Genomic DNA, 18,583 nt, shown 5'->3' on the forward strand with positions numbered 1-18,583 from the left:
CTACTCCTGCTGACCCAGCACTTGCATAGTCTCAGCATCCACCTGGCTGGTCAGATCCTTGAGACCGACAGACTCAGCCACCGGAGCCAAGTCCTGCGTCGACAAATCCGTGCTGATCGCCCAAGCGCGCACAGGCTGCTCATCATAGGCATCCTGAATCCTGCGTAGCTCCTCAACCAGTCTGCGTCCAGCGACTTGTGAGATAGGCTGATCATGCTCGGCCGCAACCGGACGTTCAAAGGCTTCCACGGCATTAATAGGCTGGCTGTCACGGAAGGCCACAATGCAGGTCTCGGGCAGAGTCCTGTTGGCGTAGGAATTCTGCTTGCCGGTCGGCATGGATCGGATGAAGGCCTCTACGAAGACCGAAGCCACTCTCGCAGTCGCCTCCACATTGCCAATCTGCTCCTGCAAGGCATCCAGGTTCACGGTCGCGTAGCGATAGAGCGTGGATGAGTTGAAACCTACGGAGTCGATCATGGCTGCACCGGCATTATCTGCTTCCGTGAAGTCATCAGCGGCGGTGAAATAGTCGTACTCAGGCTTAATGGCATCCACGGAGATAGCGTGAGCCACCTGAGCGCTGGCATCCGTATTCAGGTCAGGGGCATCAGCCAGCATACGGCCGAACAGGGCGATGTCGACCGCCTGCTCACCGTGGAAGACCCCCGACACTTCCTTCTTCATAGCCGAATCTGGTGCCTTGGCCGGATCCTTTCCCTGATCCATCCATTCCAGAGCAATATTGGCCAGCCTCCCGATCTCGGTATTGCCGATGAAGATCAGGTACTGAGTGACTGGTTTGCCACTGGCCGCCCCTGCACGAGTGGAAGCGACAACCTTCACTCCAGTAGCCTGCAAAACCAAGGAGGCGTAGCTTTCAGCCTGATCCTCTGACTCGGGCCGTTGATCGACCATGGCCTTCACGATCAGCTCGACTGCGTTCTTCGTCCGCACCCCCAGCTGCTTCTCGTCCAGCAACGATTTGAAGGTCTCACGCATGGCACGCTTCCAGGCCTGGCTGGAGACACGCGAGCGCAAGACACCGCCATACTGAGCGGTCTTGGGATTGCCCGTCTCGTCACGATTGATGTTGCTCGGAGGGACGTTCTGTACTGCGTAAATATCCATAAACATGGCATATTCTCCTTAATATTTATTTTGAAAATTGGTGATCTTGTGTATGTGTATCTGCTCGATGACGAATTGTTCGAGACGACCTGTCATCATTGACCGTTCTGCTAGACCTCAGCTATTCTATTAGCCTTTTCGCCCTCTTTCGCCTCTGCGGCCTTGTGCACGGCGTAATACTGCCGAGCCCAACGGTGAAAGACAGAAGCCCTCCGACCCGGCAGCTGCAGCAGATAAAGATCCTGGGCGAAAGCCTGATAGTCCAGCTTCACATCCTGATTCCTCATCATCCTTATCAGCGAATACAGCTGATGCCGGATACCATCGAAATCAGGAGCATCCTCCATGATTTGTAGCCTTCGAAGAACCGGAGTGGCCTTGGAACCGTCCTGGTCGGCATCAATGATGCGGCATGCGTGGCCGAAACTGTAGCGGAAGCGCTCAGATTGAGCCCGCTGCTTATGATCAGGCAACCAGGCCATACCCTGAGATTTCGACTGCTGATGAAGCGCATACATCTGCAAGGCAACAGCAATAGCCCGTGTTTCAGTGACGATATTGGGGTCGTTATCGAGGGCTGGATTTCCCAGGGTATCCTGCGGCCAATCCTCATATAGATCAAACCCGACATTCATCCACCGCACCCTGCCATCGTCAATGCCTCGGCGCAGCAGAGCCAGATGAGCCCTGGCCACGCTGCTGGCCTGAACCGTGTAGGCGTACTGCAACTTCCCGATCCGGTAGTTGGCATATCGCCCGACGGCCTGTTTGCGGTCGTCGACCGACAAGACATGATCGTTCGTCATAGTGGCTGTAGTCATCATTGAACCTCCTTTTCATTTGCGGTCTCGCCCTCACGCGAGGGAAGAGGACCTAGATATTTATTCAATTGGCTCAGGAATCTATCAAAGATCTGCTCGGAAGATCGGGCACCATTGGCCTTGGGCAGGAAAGATGGCGCCGGAGACTGATCGCGGTACTCACCTGCTACGCCGATCAAATCCCGATGAATGGCCTGGAACCAGTCATTCCGGTAGCGTTCGATGTCTTCTGAAGGACCGAACTCCGCAATCCGCTGTCTGAACAGCTGATCCAGGGAAGCATATGCGCGCTCCTTGACGCGGTCCACTGCGGCATAGAAGCGGTCCTTCTGCGCTTTGTCGCCTGCGGATTGGTTCAACTGGGCAACCATGGAGTCCAATGCCTTGACGGAATCCTCAGTACGCTCAACAACCTGAACCACCACATCCACGGCAGCAGTATTCAAATGAAGCAGTTGAAGGTTTGCATCCAGCGAATCATCAATGGCATCCGAGAAGAAGCTGTTCTGCGGACCATAGATCATACTCTGGGTATGGATGCGAGCCATCTGCATTACTTTTCCTGACCCGGCATCATCCTGATCCCAGTTCAACAGAGTCTCAACCCATCGAATAACGCCGGGACGGGTGTCGTCAGTCTGACCTGCACCGTTGCTTCCCGCGCTGATCAAAGGCTGCAGCTGCCGCCATATGGCCTTGTCAGAAGTGAATGTGACTGGCATGCGAGGAGCCGTCGGCAGCCCCAGTTTCTTACGCAGGTTCTCGCTGCCGTAACGCCAGGCTGTCATAGGCTCATAAGCATCCATGTTGTCAGCGCTGATGACATCGCCGTAGCAAACGATGATGCCGACCACACGGGAACCTGAACTATCGGGCACGAGCCTCACCCTGCGTGATTGCAGAGTGAGCATGTCCACAATGCCTGCAGGGTGATAGTCGGGATTCATGTCAGGACCGGCCGGCTCACGCTCCCAAGGAGCCAAATCACCGGGCTTACCGAACCAGATATCATCATCCCCACGGCCTCGTGGATTGATCAAGCACCAGTTAAGCATCAGGGTGGCGAACAGATTGTCCTGTTCCAGATAGACATTGCCCAGAGCACCCAACCAGCCAGTTCCCACCTTGGACTTGGGCGGGTAAACCTTGTTGTTCCGCACATGGGTCTCCCCATCTACCGGCGATTTGATGCCTGCAGGGTCATAGGCCTGGAGAAAGACCAGCCATCGGGCTGCTTCAGGCAAAGTAAGTGAGTCCAAGTCGTTCTTGGCGCGCATGGAGAAAAGAAACTTCTTGGGCTTAGGCACGTCAGCTTGAAGTTCGCCAATGCTGTCATAATCTTTATCCTCGGACGAGTAGGTCAATCCCGGCGTCTGATAAAAGGGATGCTCTGGATTGAACAAATCGAACCTGTCGTGATAGCGCTCAAGGTAGTCATCAATTACTTGAGGGTCGAACTGCCCAGTCTGCCAGAGTGTCCACCACAGCTGCAACAAGGCCGTCGGATTATCACCCCCGATCATGGGTAGATACCGCTGAGCGTATGCCTTGTAGAGCACAGCTTCGGTCATCCTTAGTATGGGCAGGGTCTGTTGAGGCATGTCACTGGAAATCTCACGGATTCGATGGGCCTCAACCAAAAGGTCGCGCAGGGAGACCAGGTCGACACGTCCTTCCAGATAGGTAACCCTGATCCAAGGCTGGTCCAAGAGATTGAACGACGGCCGACCTCTGCCGGTCGCTCCAATATCATTCATTATCATTGTCCTTTCTAATTGTTCGGTTATTCATAAGTGGAAAATGCCTGCAACTAGCGAGGCATGCAAATTCAGCTCTCCCCGCCCTTGTCGGCTTTCACACAGGTCAGCCCATCCTCACGGGTGTATCCGATAAGGAAGCCATGCACAGTGGTGACGAATCTGCGGCGATCCGAATCGGATTCCTCCTCATCCAAGACCAGCGGCAAACAGCCATCCAGCCAAGGAGATTGATGCCATGCATCAACGCAATCACCAGCTCGAATCTCGAGTTCATTGATCAGAGCATCAATATCATGACAGATACGATCAGGCAGATTTACCGCACAACGCAACACCACTTGCGCCAGATGGTTCTCAGGTTCGGTTTTTGTGGGCACAGGAGCCCCGCAAGGTACTGTATCGCCTCCGATCCATGGCAGAAGCGCATACTCATCGCCGCACCGGCGCAGAAGCACCACCTCCACCGAATCATGAGTATCTCTGACGGCCTGTCTGGCTTTGGCTTCCGACCTGGCGTCCACAGTGCTTGTAAATAGGTCCACCAAGGTGTGAGACTGGCGCAGCAGATGCGCCGAATCTTTCATCAAATAGACTTGGGCCTTATTGATCTCTTCCGCATCCTTTTCAGCACGCTTGTGCGCATCCAGCCGATACCGTTCTTGCCAGGCTTTGGGTATCAGCTGTGCAACTGCATCAGAGTCATAAGCCGTGCGGACCAACGGAGCGATGTCATCAGGAAGCTGCAGCAAGCGGTGGGTGCCGTCTCCTTGCAGACCAAGCACAGCAAGGGCTTCAAGCAGGGATGCCGGCGGATAGACGCTGTCTACATAGTTAGGAAATACCGGGCCATCTGCGTTCCAGGAGGCCATGCCCCGCAGATAGCAGAAGGCTTTCCGCAGACCAGCTGGACGGTCGCTCTCACCTCGTCCACGGCGATGGCGATGCAGACGACCCATGCGCTGAAACAGCAAATCGACCGGAGCTATATCGGTGACCATGAGGTCGAAGTCAATGTCCAGGGATTGCTCCAGAACCTGAGTGCCCACGACAATCAGCCGGTGAGGGCGTCCTCCATTGGCTTGGGTTGCATCCGGACCAAGACACTCTCGAAGTTCTCTTTCGTTGTCCATACGATCCCGGTCAATGAAGCGGGAGTGCGTCAGTCTGACCTGATTTGGGCCGAATTCATCGGACAAAGCCGCAGCCGTTTTCTGGGCACGGTCTACAGTGTCGCAGATCACAGCGGCACACCCACCTGCAGCCAGCCGCTCTTTCAGTAAGTCTGCAAGATGCCCCAGATCGTCATCGATGACATGACAATCGATGTCCACCGCACGGCCTGATGGCTGCACCGAACTAGACCGGCAGGTCGTTCCAGACGTGTAAGTAATCAGCGGATAGGCATGCAGATCGTCAGAATCCTTCTCCTCATTAGAGAGCTGCTTGTCACCTGCCTGTGAAGACGCAGAAGTCTTATCAATATGTGGCTTGTAGTAACGATCAGTAAATGCCTCCATGCTTGCAAAACGACGCGGTGCAACCGCGAGGGACTGCTTCGTCTGACTGCCTGATCCTCCAAGCACCGAGGCATACCCTTTAATATAAGCGTCCACCAGCTCATGTCGCAGCGATGCAGGCAGAGTTGCCGACAGGAGGATAACTGGGTTGTGGAATCCTCCCAGCCATTCCAAGGTCCGCTTGAGATATTCACGCATGTAGGTGTCGTAAGCATGACATTCATCGATAATGACAACTTTGTTGGCTAGAGCCAATTGCCGCAGACTGACGTGCTTCATCTGCAAAGCGGCCATGAGCACCTGATCAATAGTACAGATCAGGAAGTTAGCCAACACCCCTTTCTTTCTGCCTCGCAGCCAGTCATTCGCCACTGCCTCCGGATAGGCCGCCTTTTGCGCAGCGGAGCCTTGCGGGACATCTTCATCGAAGACTGACGAGGTGGCCGAATTCTTAGCTGAAGCCATCATTGACATGAATTCCCTGTTGAGAGCAGCTTTGCCATGTCTGAGTGAGGTGGATTTCTCAGAGCGCCCTTCCGGCTGAGGTAATCTATCGATCCAGCTCTTGCAACGCGAGAACATGGCATCGGTGGTGGCCATTGTCGGCAGGGCCACGCAGACTCCTCCCCTGCCTGTTCGTTCCGCCAGAATTTCCGCACAGGCCAGGGCTGCTTCGGTCTTGCCTTCGCCCATGGGCGCTTCGATGACCATAATGCCCGGATTCTTAGTCGTTTCCGCCAAATGCGCAGCCTGCTCCTGGACTGGCCTGGGATTGGCCCCCGTCGGCAGATCAAATCTGGAAGCGAAGCGCTCCCCTATGCTGATTTGTTCATGAATAGGCTGCCACTTCGGAGGCAGGTCGAGATTACGCCATCCGCGCTCCTGACGGGCCTTAAGACCGGCTCGTGTACGCACTGAATTCATCCGGTCCCAGGTCTGCTCGTCATAGTTCGGGGGGTTGAGCGGCACCAGGGGAAAAAGATCGTCGTCGCTGTTGCTGGCGATCCAGTCGGCCATGATGACCAACCCCTCCAGCACCGATTCGGCGTATATATTCAACCGCTTTCCACTCAGCCGAGCGAAGTCATCGTCACTGAGTTCACACTGCTTGGCTACGAATTCAATCAGTTCGTACTGTGCTTTAGTCCAGTCCTCATAACCCCGAGCGGTACCCATGCGTACATCCATATCGGACTTGCTCAGGGCCTGACGAGTAGGAGGCTGACCATGATGCCCCCCAACGACACAGGCATAGGATTCAGCCACCGACTTGCTCCAATGCCTTACCTGCTTCAGATAAGACTCCAGAATCCTTTGGCCCGCTATGGGATGGGTAGGATAATTGGTGTCTGTAATCGGCACATCAGGGAACCGCAGGCCAGCCTGTCTAGGCTTCCATTGCAAAGAGAGATCCTGCATGCCCGGTGCATGTGTCAACGGTTTGCTTTGGAAAACCGGGGTTGCTTTACCGATATCATGGACACCGGTGATAAACATGCAGACTTTGCGAGCCAATTCCGGATCACCAACATCGCGGATGATGATCTCTCGAGTGCCCCAGGGCACCCAGTCACGCCAAAGATATCTAGCCACCGCAGCGGAATCACTCAAATGCGCGAAAACTTGTAGCCAGTCATCCTCGTTAAGCAGATTAGTCTTGCCCCACAAGGACATGGCTAAAGCATCCAGATCCAAGTCTGTTGGTATCACTCGGCTCATTGTTTCCCCGCTCCTAGCTCAGCGATCCTGCTAATTGGACAACTTCGTTGTAACAATTTATGAGCATAGCACAGAGAATCAGAATTTACCAAATTCATACCAAATATATAATTCCTTAATGTCACAAGTTGTTCTATATACCCTGACTATTCAGGGAGCATATAAAATCCTAATGACACAAAGGATCATCCCTACCTAAGCAGGGAACACACCACAAGAAGAAGCTGTATGTAGTTTACACGGGAACCGCAGTCAACCCTTAGAACGACGCGTGTAATACATAGCACTGACTGCATCTGAAGCCTCGAACACCGAATTCGACTTCTTCTTCGACAGAGTCAGAGCATCGCCTCATATACCGAAGACTTCTATTTGGCTGTTTACACGATAACTAGGAATTAACGCCACATGCGTCACGTGTCCTAGCCTAATTTCAGACGCGCCTGCACAAAAGCACGACCGCCGAAACCATCGGTCCGTCATGGCTGAGAGCGATGTGCCAGCATAACTGCACTCGGTCGACCTGACCACCGGTCAGAAGCAGGGAATCGTAAAGCCTGGCTTCTACGGAAGGCTCTAGATTAACGCTCGGCCGACCCCGGCCGTCGTCCAGGATCTCCACCCCGATCCAGGGAAAATCATCAAAGCCATAGGGCGATGGCTCAGGTCCCAGCGCCTGCGACCAGGCCTTGAGCACCGACTCCTTGCCGGCCCAGCGCACCGCCAAGTGCGCGGCTGTGTCGTCATGCTTGAGCAGGGCCCGCTGCTGGGCCTGCCGCCGCTCCCGTGGCGAAAACAAGCTTGTCATGCGCGTGCCTGGCATAGCCAGCTGCTGGCCGAACTCCTCCAGATCGACCAGATCATGTCCCAACCCCAGCACTTGTCCAAACCCGGCATCATCCATAGGCCCGAGTATGCCCCACATCGTCCCTCGCAGCAAATCATCCGGTCGGAAATTGAGGATTCCGCACCCCCCCCCCGCTGTGTCATTGATAGCTAAGTTCCTGAGCGAACGACTGCAGGGGGATGAAGAAGATTTCGCCATATTAGCAGCAGGAGTCACAACGCTGGCATGACGCTGTTGGACAGCTCTGTAGCCACTACCATCCAGCAGTCTCCGCTGTGTAGCCTATCGTGTACCCACTTAGCCCGTAAAGTACCGAATACTAGGGAGAATCTCGCTCAGTCAGGCCCGATCCTGACCACTCCAAGTGGTTGAGAAACCCGTCGAAAATCCCGGAATATCAACGATTATCATGGAGCGGGCGGCGGGAATCGAACCCGCGTAATCAGTTTGGAAGACTGAGGCTCTACCATTGAGCTACGCCCGCAAAGCCGTTGGCTCGGTAAACAGCATAGCACATGGGCCAGCCGGAACATGCGGTCAATTAATCATTGCGTGGTTTTACTCAGTGATAAACCTATGTAGGCATCACTGGGCAGAACCCTTGTGTGACATGGAAACCTGCACTGATTACCCCTCCCCCACGGATAACCATGAAGATCCGCGCAAAAATTCTGATCCCTTGCCGACCGGTCTAGATTCCGGCAGTTCATCCACCTTGAATAAGCAATCGCGCAGTCACCTATATAGCTTCATAGGCATCGGCGGAATTGTTACCCTCCAGGCACACACCGGTTCTGGCAAAGGGCACTGTCCGCTGGATGCGCGATTCAATCGCCCGATACGGCGAAATCAGCAACCAGCACCTCTCCCTTCCTGTAGGAGTCCTGCCCACAGCTGAAGGGAAAAATATCGGCGTGGCTATGGTGATCGGGCTTCTCGCCATGAGTATTATGACAACAAACCGCAGCCGCAGGAATTCCATAACAGCGGCCACTAACACCAACACTTCGTACGAGTAAGCGGTCGGACGACTCCCCAAAGACAAGTCCGGCCATTCGGGTGGCCCAGCAATAACCCCAAGTAAAACCTGGGCCACCCATCTACTTTTTATACCTTTTCATGAACAGGATTCAAACACTGTCAGGTTGCAAAGGTCGCCTGCTCCTCAAGCAGCATTGAAGCAAGACAAGGGATGGGATAGCCAAGCCTGACGTACCCAGGGACATTTCATCCACTCTTCCGCAAAGAAAGCGATCACCCGAGTACGAGCAGCTGATGAGCATCCATCCCATAACAAAAGGGGAGGTGAGCCGTTTGGCCCACCTCCCTGATCAGCGCAGTAATTGAGCTCTTACCGATTTCCCATCTCCCGCTGCAGAGAATAGGAAACCGACCAACTCACGCTGCTCTCAGCCCAGGTCGTAGTAGCCGTCGGCACCCAGACGGGCCTGGGGATCCAGCAGCATGGCCTTCTCGACCTCATGGCCCACATACCCGTGGCCGTCCTCATGGAAGCGGCGGTTGTCGATGGGCTCGTAGAGCGGGGCCCGACCCATGCGGCCCTCCTCCAGGCGACGCTGGCCAGCGGCCAGACGGTCGTTGGCCCGGCGACGCCACTCGTCCAGGGCCTCCTGACCGGAGGTCTGGAACACAGCAGCTTCGAAGGCCCCCGGGCTGACGATGACCCCGATGCCGGAGACATGGCCGAAGCCCAGGGAGGTGACCAGTCCGGCCTTGACCCTGCCCACCTTCAGAGGCTGCTCCAGCCAGACCAGATGGTCGTCACGCCTCAGGACCGGATCCACGCAATCCAGGGAGGCATTGGCCGGGATGACCCCGGACCGGAAGAGCTGGGTGAGCCCGTTGATCTGGAAGATGCAGGCGCCGCCCTTGGCATGGCCGGTCAGGCTTTTCTGGGAGATGACGTAGAGCGGGTTGCCGTCCGTCCGCCCGATGGCGTGGGCCAGGGTGTTGTGCAGCTCGGACTCGTTGGGGTCGTTGGCGTTGGTGGAGGTGTCATGCTTGGAGACCACGGCGATGTCGTCGGGACCCACACCCAGCCTGGCCAGCGAGCGCACCAGGTCCGAGTCCCTGCCGCCCATGCCGGCGGCCAGAGCCCCCAGCCCGGGTGCAGGGATGGAGGTGTGGGCGCCGTCCGCGAAGGAGTGGATGTACCCGACCACACCAGCCACAGGCAGACCCATGCGCAGGGCGATGTCGCCGCGGGTCAGCAGGATGGTCCCGCCGCCCTGGGACTCCAGGAAGCCACCACGACGACGGTCGTTGGCCCGGGAGAAGAACCGAGGCTGGATGCCCTTGGCATACATCTCAGCGGAATCGGCGGTGGCATTCATGTTGCCGAAGCCAATGACCGACTCCACGCCGATGTCGTCGATGGCACCCGTGACCACGAAGTCCGCCTTGCCAAGGGCGATCTTGTCAGCGCCCTCCTCAAGGGAGACCGCAGCAGTGGCGCAGGCCGAAACCGGCTGGACCATGTTGCCATATCCGCCGATGTAGGACTGCATGACGTGCGCGGCCACCACGTTGGGCAGGGCCTCCTGGAGGATATCCGTGGGGATCTCCTTGCCCAGGAATCGGTCCAGGTAGAGCTTGCGCATGGAAGCCATGCCGCCGAAGCCGGTTCCCTGGGTGGATGCCACTTTAGAGGGGTGCACAGCCTGAAGGATCTCCACCGGGGTGAATCCAGCCGACAGGTAGGCATCCACGGTGGTCACGATATTCCAAAGGGCGATCGGGTCCACATCCCCGACCATGGAAGCTGGAATGCCCCACTTGACCGGGTCGAAGCCCTGGGGGAACTGGCCGCCCACTGTCCTGGACATGGTGGCCCGACGCGGCACACGGATGCGGGAGCCGGGCAGACGGGTGACCGTCCACTCGCCGGACTGCTCGTCGCGGGCGATGCTGGTGTGGTCCGGATCCTGGGCCACGTACTCCTGAGCCATATCCTTGGTGGGCACCGAGAAGGCCACGTCGTGATCGAGGAAGACGTCGACCTCCTCTTCGTTGGTGCCCTGTCGGTAGTCGGAACCCATGCCGTCATCGAAGGGACGGATGCCGGAGCGGGCCACCACCTGGTCGTGGTAGCGCTCGGCAATGTCCTGCTCGGGCACCAGCTCGCCGTCGGTGTCGTACCAGCCCGGCTTGGGGCTGTCCTGCCATTCGACCAGACCCATGTTCCAGGCCAGTTCGAGGACGGCGGCCGCACTCAGGTCGACCTGGCCGTCCGAGTGGATGCCCATCTCGGCCTCGAAGCGGGTACGGCCGGAGCCCCAGGGACCCATCTCACCGATGGAGACGATGACGATCTGATCCTCGGGACGAGCGGTCACGCCCTGCCAATCCTGCAGATCCACCGGGGCCTGGGCGGGCACCCGGGGTGTGGGCAGAGCCTTGATGACCCGGCCCGGATCCTTGTCTGCATCTGCGGGAGCATCTCCGGACTTCCCGGTTGGAGCCGGTGTCGACGAATCGCCGTCCTGGGCAGCCTCGGCCTTCAGGGCCTTGAGGTCCAGCGGGCTGGAGCCCAGGCCACCGGTCAGGTCTGCCTTAAGCGGGGCCTGGAGAGCCTGCTGGCGGGCCTGCACAGTGCACAACTCCAGCAGGGAATCGGCCATCTGCCTGGTTGAGTATGTGTGAATGCCGTGACGCTCCACCACCTGGACCAGCGGATCATTGCCGCCCATGAGCCCGGTGCCCCGGACCCAGCCGATCAGCGGGTGGGCGAAGGTTACACGGCCGGACCAGTCCTGTTCGGGGCGGGACCGGTTGACGATGGCATCCAGTGCGGCCTTGACCTCCCCGTAGGCTCCGTCGCCGCCGAACATGCCACGGTTGGGCGAGCCTGGCAGGACCACATGCAGACGGTGGTCGACGTCGGTGTCCGCCCCGATGCCGGCGAACCCGGCAATCTGGCGTTCCAGGCTCCAGAGCATGAGCCGGGCCTGGGACTCGAAGAGCCGGCCCGAGTCGGCCATGGTCCCGTGCATGGCGGGTGCTGCGAAGGGCAACAGCAGGGTGGGCTCGTAGGCGGGCTTGAGCACGGTGGTCGTGGCCCCCGTGGTCTTGCGCTGCTCATTGCCCACCCAGTCGACCAAGGCGTCCACATCCCGGTAGCTGGACAGGTTGGCAGGAACGATCCAGAGACGGGCACCGCCCACGGCATGGCGACGGTATAGGTCACGGGCCCAGATTACGGTCTGCGGCTTCAAGGAGTGGAAGACAGCGATGACCGTCGCCCCACCCTCCAAGAGGCCCGCAGTCAGAGATCCTGCGATGGACTTGGGGGCCACGCCGGTGACCACGGCCACGTCCTTGGCGAATCGTGCTGCGGTCTGGTCCGAGTCGGCAGGGGTCATGGCCTGGTCGGCGATGCCGCTGAAGACCCGGGCCAGATCCTGCTCGCCGCGTTTGTCTGCCTGCTCGGCGTACCAGACGGCCTGATCGTGCACCTCACGTCCGGCTCCTACGAAGCTCAGGCGACTGCGGTCATCATCATGCTCGTGGTAGATGTGAGCCAGATCCTCTCGGGCGCTGGCCCAGCGGTCGTCGAAGAGAACGGCGCGTGAGGCCTCGAACCTCGGCGCCACCTGCTCGGGCCAGTCGCTGCCCAGTTCGGCATCGACGGCGGCCACAACGGCAGCGTCCTCATTCTCGCCAGGCTGGACGGTCGGAGGCTTGAGCCCCAGCTTGTCCAGGAGGAATCGTGCAGTAGAGGCCAGCACACCCTCAGAGCCGGTCACCTGGGCTGCGAAGGCATCCAGGGCGGCGGAGTCGACCACGGCACCGCCGGCAGCACCACCTGCAGAGGGCATGGAGACCGTGACGCCGTGACGCTGGGCCACCTGCTGAACGGCCTGGTCGATCAGCGCATTGGCCGCAGGCACAGTGGAAACGGCTTCGGAGGGCAGGAGCGCCAGGTCGCCGCCACGCGAGGAAGCACCCTCACGGGTGTCCAGGACCAGGCTGGCCACGGTGGCCGAAACCCAGCCCGCACCCAGCTGCCAGACATCGGAGACCCGTTGCTCAACCTGCTGCAGCTTGAGGCCGGAGGGGCCGAAGAGGTCACGGATGCGCTCACGCACGATGTCGGAGAGCACCGGGCCAAAGGGCCGATAGTTAGGAGCCACCTTGTTCACCAAGGCGCTTAGGTCGGTCATACTGGCCTCAGCTGCACCATCCACGCTGGCCACGCCCAGCTCCGAGCTGATGTCCATCAGCAGCTGGTTGCGCCTGGAGGAGACGCCATTGGTCAGGGTGTCGGTGGTATCGGTCTGCCCGATCTGCTCGGGTCGGATCTTGGTGGAGTAGGCCAGCAGGACGGCGATGGCGTCCGAGGCCTTGAAGGGCAGGTCGGCCACCTCGGCACCCGACGGACCGCCGGTCGCCGGGGCAGGAGCAGGAGCCGAATCCTCGGTTGCTGCAGGAGCAGGAGCCGAAGCTGGAGCCGGATTCGATGCCGGGGCGGGCGCAGCAGCCTGAGCAGGTTCAAGGCTGGAATCCTGGGCCGGAGCTGCGGGCTCCTCCTCCACTGTGGCCATGGGATCGGTGTCGGTCAGATAGACCCGGCTCTCGTCCCTGCCCAGGTTGTAGACGCTCACGTGACGCTCGCGGAAGTCAGGCAGCTTCAGGGTCTTGGTACCCAGGTTGGCCAGGGTGGGTGAATGGCCCAGCCCCACCTCAATCAGCTGCTCCACGCCCAGGCCGCCCTGTTCAGGGGCGTCGAACATGATCGCCTGGGTCTCGATCCAGCGCACAGGAGAGGCAAACTGCCAGGAGAGCAGCTCAGTCAGCAGCAGACGACCCAGCTTCTGGTCGTCAGCCGCATACTGGTCCCAAACCTGGGGATCGCCCAGAGCCTGCTTGATGCGCTCGGAGGGAACCACCTCCAGGATGGAGGCCGCGAACTCCTTGGTCATCTGGAAGGGCCGTGCAACCAGGTTGGGTATGTAGCGACCCTCCAGGCGGGAGTAGTCAATGTGCTCGGGCAGCAGGGCGTCCAAAGTATCGCGGAACTCGGGCACCCCCTTGCGCAGCAGGGTGGAGTGGAAGGGCACGTCGATGCCGGGCACGTACATGAAGGCCGGCTTGCCGCCCGCCTCCTTGGCCCGACGGTTGGCATCGGCACGCAGATACTCCAGACCGGCGATGGTCCCGGCCACGGCGTACTGCTGGCCGGCCAGGTTGTAGTTGACGATCTCCAGGAATTCGCCGCACTCCTTAGATACGGACGCCACATACTGCTTGACGCCGGAGTCGCCCACGCCGAACTGGTTTGGACGCAGGGCGCCCATCCGGTAGTTGCTGCGCCCCTGGTCGTCGCGTTCGATCAGGGAGTGCATGGTGGACCCACGGTGAAAGACCAGCTCCAGAACCGTCTCCAGGGACATGACCCCGGCGAAGGAGCTCAGGGCGTTGTACTCGCCCAGGGAGTGGCCGGCGAAGTAGGCGGGCCAGATGTCCATGCCGGACTCGCGCAGGCGGGCGGTCTGGGCGAAGGCCACGGTGGCCAGGGCCACCTGGGTGAACTGGGTCAGGTTGAGCAGACCCTCAGGATGGTGGTAGGTGACCCCCTTGGCTGTAAGGGTATGCGGGTTGTCACGCACCACGGCCAGGATGGAGAACCCCAGCTTGCTACGGGTCAGGGCATCGGCCCGCTCCCAGGTCTCACGGGCGGCCGGGGACTTGGCACGCTCATCCAGGACCATGCCCTGCTGCTGGATCCCCTGGCCTGGGTAGACGTAGGCGGTCCTCGGGGCCCGAGCTATTGCCGTGCCGCGGGAGACCAGCTGGCCGTCGATCCTGCAGGTGACCTCCAGGACCAGGCCGCCATGGCGAACCTTGCCCACACGCTCCAGGCTGATCTCCACCTTGTCGCCCAGCTGGACCATGCCGTACATGTTGTAGGTCCATCCGGCGATCTCGTAGTGGACGCCCTGCTCGTCAGTGGCCTGGGCCGCGTACTGGGCGGTGGCCGACAGCCACATGCCGTGCACCAGCGGCGCAGACAGACCGGAGACCGCCGCTCCTCGCTTGGACGTGTGGATGGGATTGAAGTCACCGGAAGTGCGTGCGAAAGCGGTCATGTCCTTGGGGGCGGTGACGGTGACGCGACGCAACAGCCTACGGGGTGTGTCCACCGTGTCGGCTCGGATGCCGCCATATTCGGGAGCCTCCTGGGGCAGCTGGTCGCTGTAGGCGCGGCCACGGATGGCGAAGCGCTCGACCTCGCGGGCCAGCACGGTTCCGTCCTGGGCGGAGTGGACCACATGGATGGTCACCACCCGACCGGAGGCTGACTCCTGGTAGGGCTCGGCCCAGCTGGTCAGTTCAATCCGCTGGCCGGTGTGCTCCAGCAGGCGCTTCTCGCTGACCTCCAGCTCGATCAGATGGTCCAGATGGACCGCGTTGAGCAGTCCCTCGATGATGGGGAAGCCATCCACATAGACGGATCCCAGGGCTGCGTAGATGGCCGGCCAGGCCGGACCCACCAGAGCGTCGGGAGCGAAGCCGGAGGGGATCAGCGCATCGGGCAGGGCGCCTCCGGTGGCCGCCTCATGGTCGAAGCCCAGGTTGGCCGCCAGTGTGTAGCCGCTGTGGGCCAGACCGAAGGGGTGGTCCTGGTCGTCATCATCCTTCTCGATGACAGGCATGGCCTCCAGCTTGTCGCCGGTGATGGAGGTATTGCCGATGCCGGCTGTGTCGGCCAGCATTGCGTAGACGTCCTTGGGCAGGCGGCTGCGGTCAACCACCGGGAAGAGGCCGACCTGGTCGCTCTTGAGGGTCAGCGGCACGACGATGTCGCGCACCGCATGCCGGTCCAGACCGCCGTCGGGATCATCGTCCCAGTAGGTGTCCAGATGGATGTCCAGGTCGTAGTGCTCACCCTGGTCGTCCTGGCCGGTGGCGGTGATGGTGTAATTGGGGTCGTCCATGGCCGTGCCGTAGGCCGGATTGGCCATCAGGTGGCCCACCCAGGAGATGTTGGGGCTGCGACGGATGAACTCCTGCGCGTCAGCAGCGCCTGCCAGCTGGCTATAGGCCTTGACGGGATTGCTGTCCAGATCGCGCACCCGGTCTATGGCCGCCTGCTCAAACCGTCCCAGGATGGAGGCCACCGGCTCGTCCACCGTGGTAATGCCCGCCACGGAGATGGGTCCGGGGATGGCCCTGACCGAGTCGGCACCGTAGCGGGGATCCTCGGACTGCCAGAGCTGATCCTGGCCCCACCAGCGCAGCAGATCATTGTCGATGACCGGCACGAAAGGCATGGGCTTGGGGTACTCGCGCACCAGGACGGGGAACCAGGCCACGTCGGTGGGCACCACCTTGAGCTCGGCTGCCTGGGGATAGGCCGCGTGCAGTCGGCGAAGGGCCTGCTCGGGCTCGGCCACATCCTGCCTGGAGGCGAAGATGGAGTCGAACTCGCCGCTCTGACGCTCGCAGACACGGGCCTCAATCCGCCGCAGCAAGTGCAGGAAGCGGTCGATGTAGGTGTCATCGGCCCAGGGGTAGGCCAGGTCGGCGAAACGTTGGGCCCAGTCCTGGTAGGTCATGGTCTCCAGATCGCCGAAGTAGGGCTTGGCGGTCTTGTTCAGGGCCTCGATGATCTCTGCGCGGCGGGTCTCCAGCTCCTCGGGGTGCTTCATGACCCGGACCAGCAGGCGGCCGCACTCGGCGGAGGAGTTCTCCATCTCGTAGATGTCGGCGTGCAGATGGCTCAGGCCGGAGCCCACACCTCCCACGGACTTGCCGCTGGGCACCCACTTCTCGCCCATGGGGGCGAAGGGATCCGGATCGGGGGTGGAGCTGTCGATGCCAGGGGTGGCCACCAGAGCCCGCTTGATCTCAGGATTGGTGTGGGCCTCCTTGGCGGTCATGGCCGCTGTACCGATCATGACGCCGTCCACGGGCATGTCCGGCAGGTGGTAGGCGCGGGACCACTGACCACTGATGTAGTCAGCCGCCCGCTCAGGGGTGCCGATGCCGCCGCCAGCCACCAGAACGATGTTGGGGCAGGCACGAACCTCGGCGTAGGTGGTTGAGAGCAGGTCGTCCAGGGACTCCCAGGAGTGGTGGCCTCCTGCGGCGCCGCCCTCGACCTCCATCAAAATGTGGGTGGGTGCGACCTTGCGGGCGATGGCCACGACCTGACGGATCTGGTCCACCGTACCGGGCTTGAAGGCCACGTAGGGGAAGCCTTCCTCGTTGAGCTGACGGATCAGGGTCACGGCCTCGTCCAGCTCGGGGATGCCGGCAGAGATGACCACACCGTCGATGGGGGTGCCGGAAGCGCGCTTCTTGGGCACGATGTGCTGGCTGCCGAACTGGAGGTTCCACAGGTAGCGGTCCATGAACATGGCATTGAACTCGACCGTGCGGCCCTCCTGCAGCTGGTCCTCCAGCTGGGACACATGGCGGTCGAAGACCTCGGCGGTCACCTGACCGCCGCCGGCAAGTTCGGCCCAGTAGCCTGCGTTGGCGGCTGCAGCCACGATTTCAGGCTCCACAGTGGTCGGGGTCATGCCGGCCAGCATGACCGGGGGCTTGCCGGTCAACCGGCTGAAAGCAGTCTCCACCCGGGGGCCAGCCGGGGTCTCAAGCAGACGGGGGGCCAGCTTGGACCAGTCCTGGGTTCGGGCCGGGTCCTCCTCCATGGTGGACAGCTGTGCACGCCGGGCCTGGTTGGAGGCCTCGACCACGCCGACACCGGTGCCCTGGACCAGGTTGTCCACCAGCTTGCCCAGGGTCTCGCCCGGGCCCAGATCCACCAGCCACAGGGATGCGGCATCCTGCTGGTCCATGACCTCGGCGATTCGGCCGGCCCAGTCGGCGTGGTTGAGCAGGACCTCCTGAGCCAGAACCCGGGCACGGTCGGTGTCCAGACCGCAGCGGGAGGCCCAGTCCACGCTCAGGTCCACGGCTTCCTTCATGAGCGGGGAGTGGAAGGGCAGGGTCACATCCAGGTACTCCAGAACCGGCGAGAAGGCGGTTCCGCCACGGACTTTGTCTTCGCGCAGCTGGCGCTGGTGCTCGCTCTCCTTGCCCGCCTCGATGGCAAAGGCGGCCAGATCCTCCGGATAGCCGGACAGGACCAGGTTGCGATCCGAGTTGGTCACGGCCACACTGATGGGGCCGCGAGCGCCAGGCACCCGGTCGACCAGAACCTCCACCTGATGGCGGGTGGCCCCGCGCACCGAAAGCATAGGAGTGGCCTCACCCTGGCGGTGGATGCCCAGACGACGGGCCTGACGAGTGCCAGCCGTTCCAATCAGCATGGCGGTGGCCAGAATCTGGTCAATGGCACCCTGGGCAGCCTTGAGGGATCCGGCAGCTTGGATCTCCTGAACCATGTGAACGCCGATGATGCCCTGGGAGTGCCCCAGCAGGGCCACCGGACGGGCCTGAGCCGCGTCGTAGCCCAGCTGGTCCATATCCATGAGGGCGCCCAGCTGCACCAGGGCGATGCCGGGCACGCTGACCGCCGCGTCGGCGGCCGGCCCCAGCCTGACCGGGTCGGGCCTGTAGCCGAACATATCCAGCTGACGACCGTTGGTGGCCAGCAGGTCGGGCTTGACTGCCCTGAGCAGGTCGGTGGCCGCCGCCATGCGCTCCTTCAGGGCCTTGTCGATGTCAGGATCGCCCTGCAGATCGGCCAGGGCCACGGTCCAGGGGTTGGACTGGCCGGCGAACATAAGCGCGTGCGGCTGCTCAGCGAGACGGTTGATGAAGAATGTACTGGTCATGATGTCCTATTCATAGAGA

At 60.6% G+C, this 18,583-nt stretch carries 7 protein-coding genes and 1 tRNA gene; 1 reads left to right on the top strand and 7 read right to left on the bottom strand.

Features of this window, described 5'->3' with window-relative positions:
* The 6 genes from cas7e to ACVWNW_RS03320 all read right to left on the bottom strand — a co-directional run bounded on the left by cas7e (position 1) and on the right by ACVWNW_RS03320 (position 8,279).
* On the bottom strand, positions 1-1,137 hold the full coding sequence (gene cas7e, locus ACVWNW_RS03295; RefSeq protein ID WP_454483024.1) for a type I-E CRISPR-associated protein Cas7/Cse4/CasC: 1,137 nt from the start codon (positions 1,135-1,137) through the stop codon (positions 1-3).
* Between the two features lie 104 nt (positions 1,138-1,241).
* Positions 1,242-1,955: a type I-E CRISPR-associated protein Cse2/CasB gene (casB, locus tag ACVWNW_RS03300; RefSeq protein ID WP_454483026.1), complete on the bottom strand. Its 714-nt coding sequence runs from the start codon at positions 1,953-1,955 to the stop codon at positions 1,242-1,244.
* Positions 1,952-3,709: a type I-E CRISPR-associated protein Cse1/CasA gene (gene casA, locus ACVWNW_RS03305; protein ID WP_454483028.1), complete on the bottom strand. Its 1,758-nt coding sequence runs from the start codon at positions 3,707-3,709 to the stop codon at positions 1,952-1,954. The genes casB and casA overlap by 4 nt, the downstream gene beginning before the upstream one ends.
* Before the next feature lie 71 nt (positions 3,710-3,780).
* Positions 3,781-6,948 (bottom strand): CRISPR-associated helicase Cas3', encoded by a 3,168-nt coding sequence (gene cas3, locus ACVWNW_RS03310; protein ID WP_454483030.1) that lies wholly within the window; start codon positions 6,946-6,948, stop codon positions 3,781-3,783.
* Positions 6,949-7,381: 433 nt separating this feature from the next.
* Entirely contained in the window at positions 7,382-7,873 is a 492-nt protein-coding gene (locus tag ACVWNW_RS03315; RefSeq protein ID WP_454483032.1) for a holo-ACP synthase, read from the bottom strand.
* A gap of 332 nt (positions 7,874-8,205) precedes the next feature.
* Positions 8,206-8,279: transfer RNA gene (locus ACVWNW_RS03320), tRNA-Gly, on the bottom strand.
* A 334-nt stretch (positions 8,280-8,613) separates the two neighbouring features.
* Here ACVWNW_RS03320 and ACVWNW_RS03325 point away from each other — a divergent pair.
* Complete coding sequence (locus ACVWNW_RS03325) at positions 8,614-8,814, top strand: hypothetical protein (RefSeq protein ID WP_461196315.1); 201 nt, start codon at positions 8,614-8,616, stop codon at positions 8,812-8,814.
* A 390-nt stretch (positions 8,815-9,204) separates the two neighbouring features.
* Here the strand turns inward: ACVWNW_RS03325 and ACVWNW_RS03330 are convergent, their stop codons facing one another.
* Positions 9,205-18,564: a fatty acid synthase subunit beta domain-containing protein gene (locus ACVWNW_RS03330; protein WP_454483034.1), complete on the bottom strand. Its 9,360-nt coding sequence runs from the start codon at positions 18,562-18,564 to the stop codon at positions 9,205-9,207.
* Positions 18,565-18,583: the final 19 nt, after the last annotated feature.

It is taken from the genome of Bifidobacterium sp. JNUCC 75 (assembly GCF_054819865.1).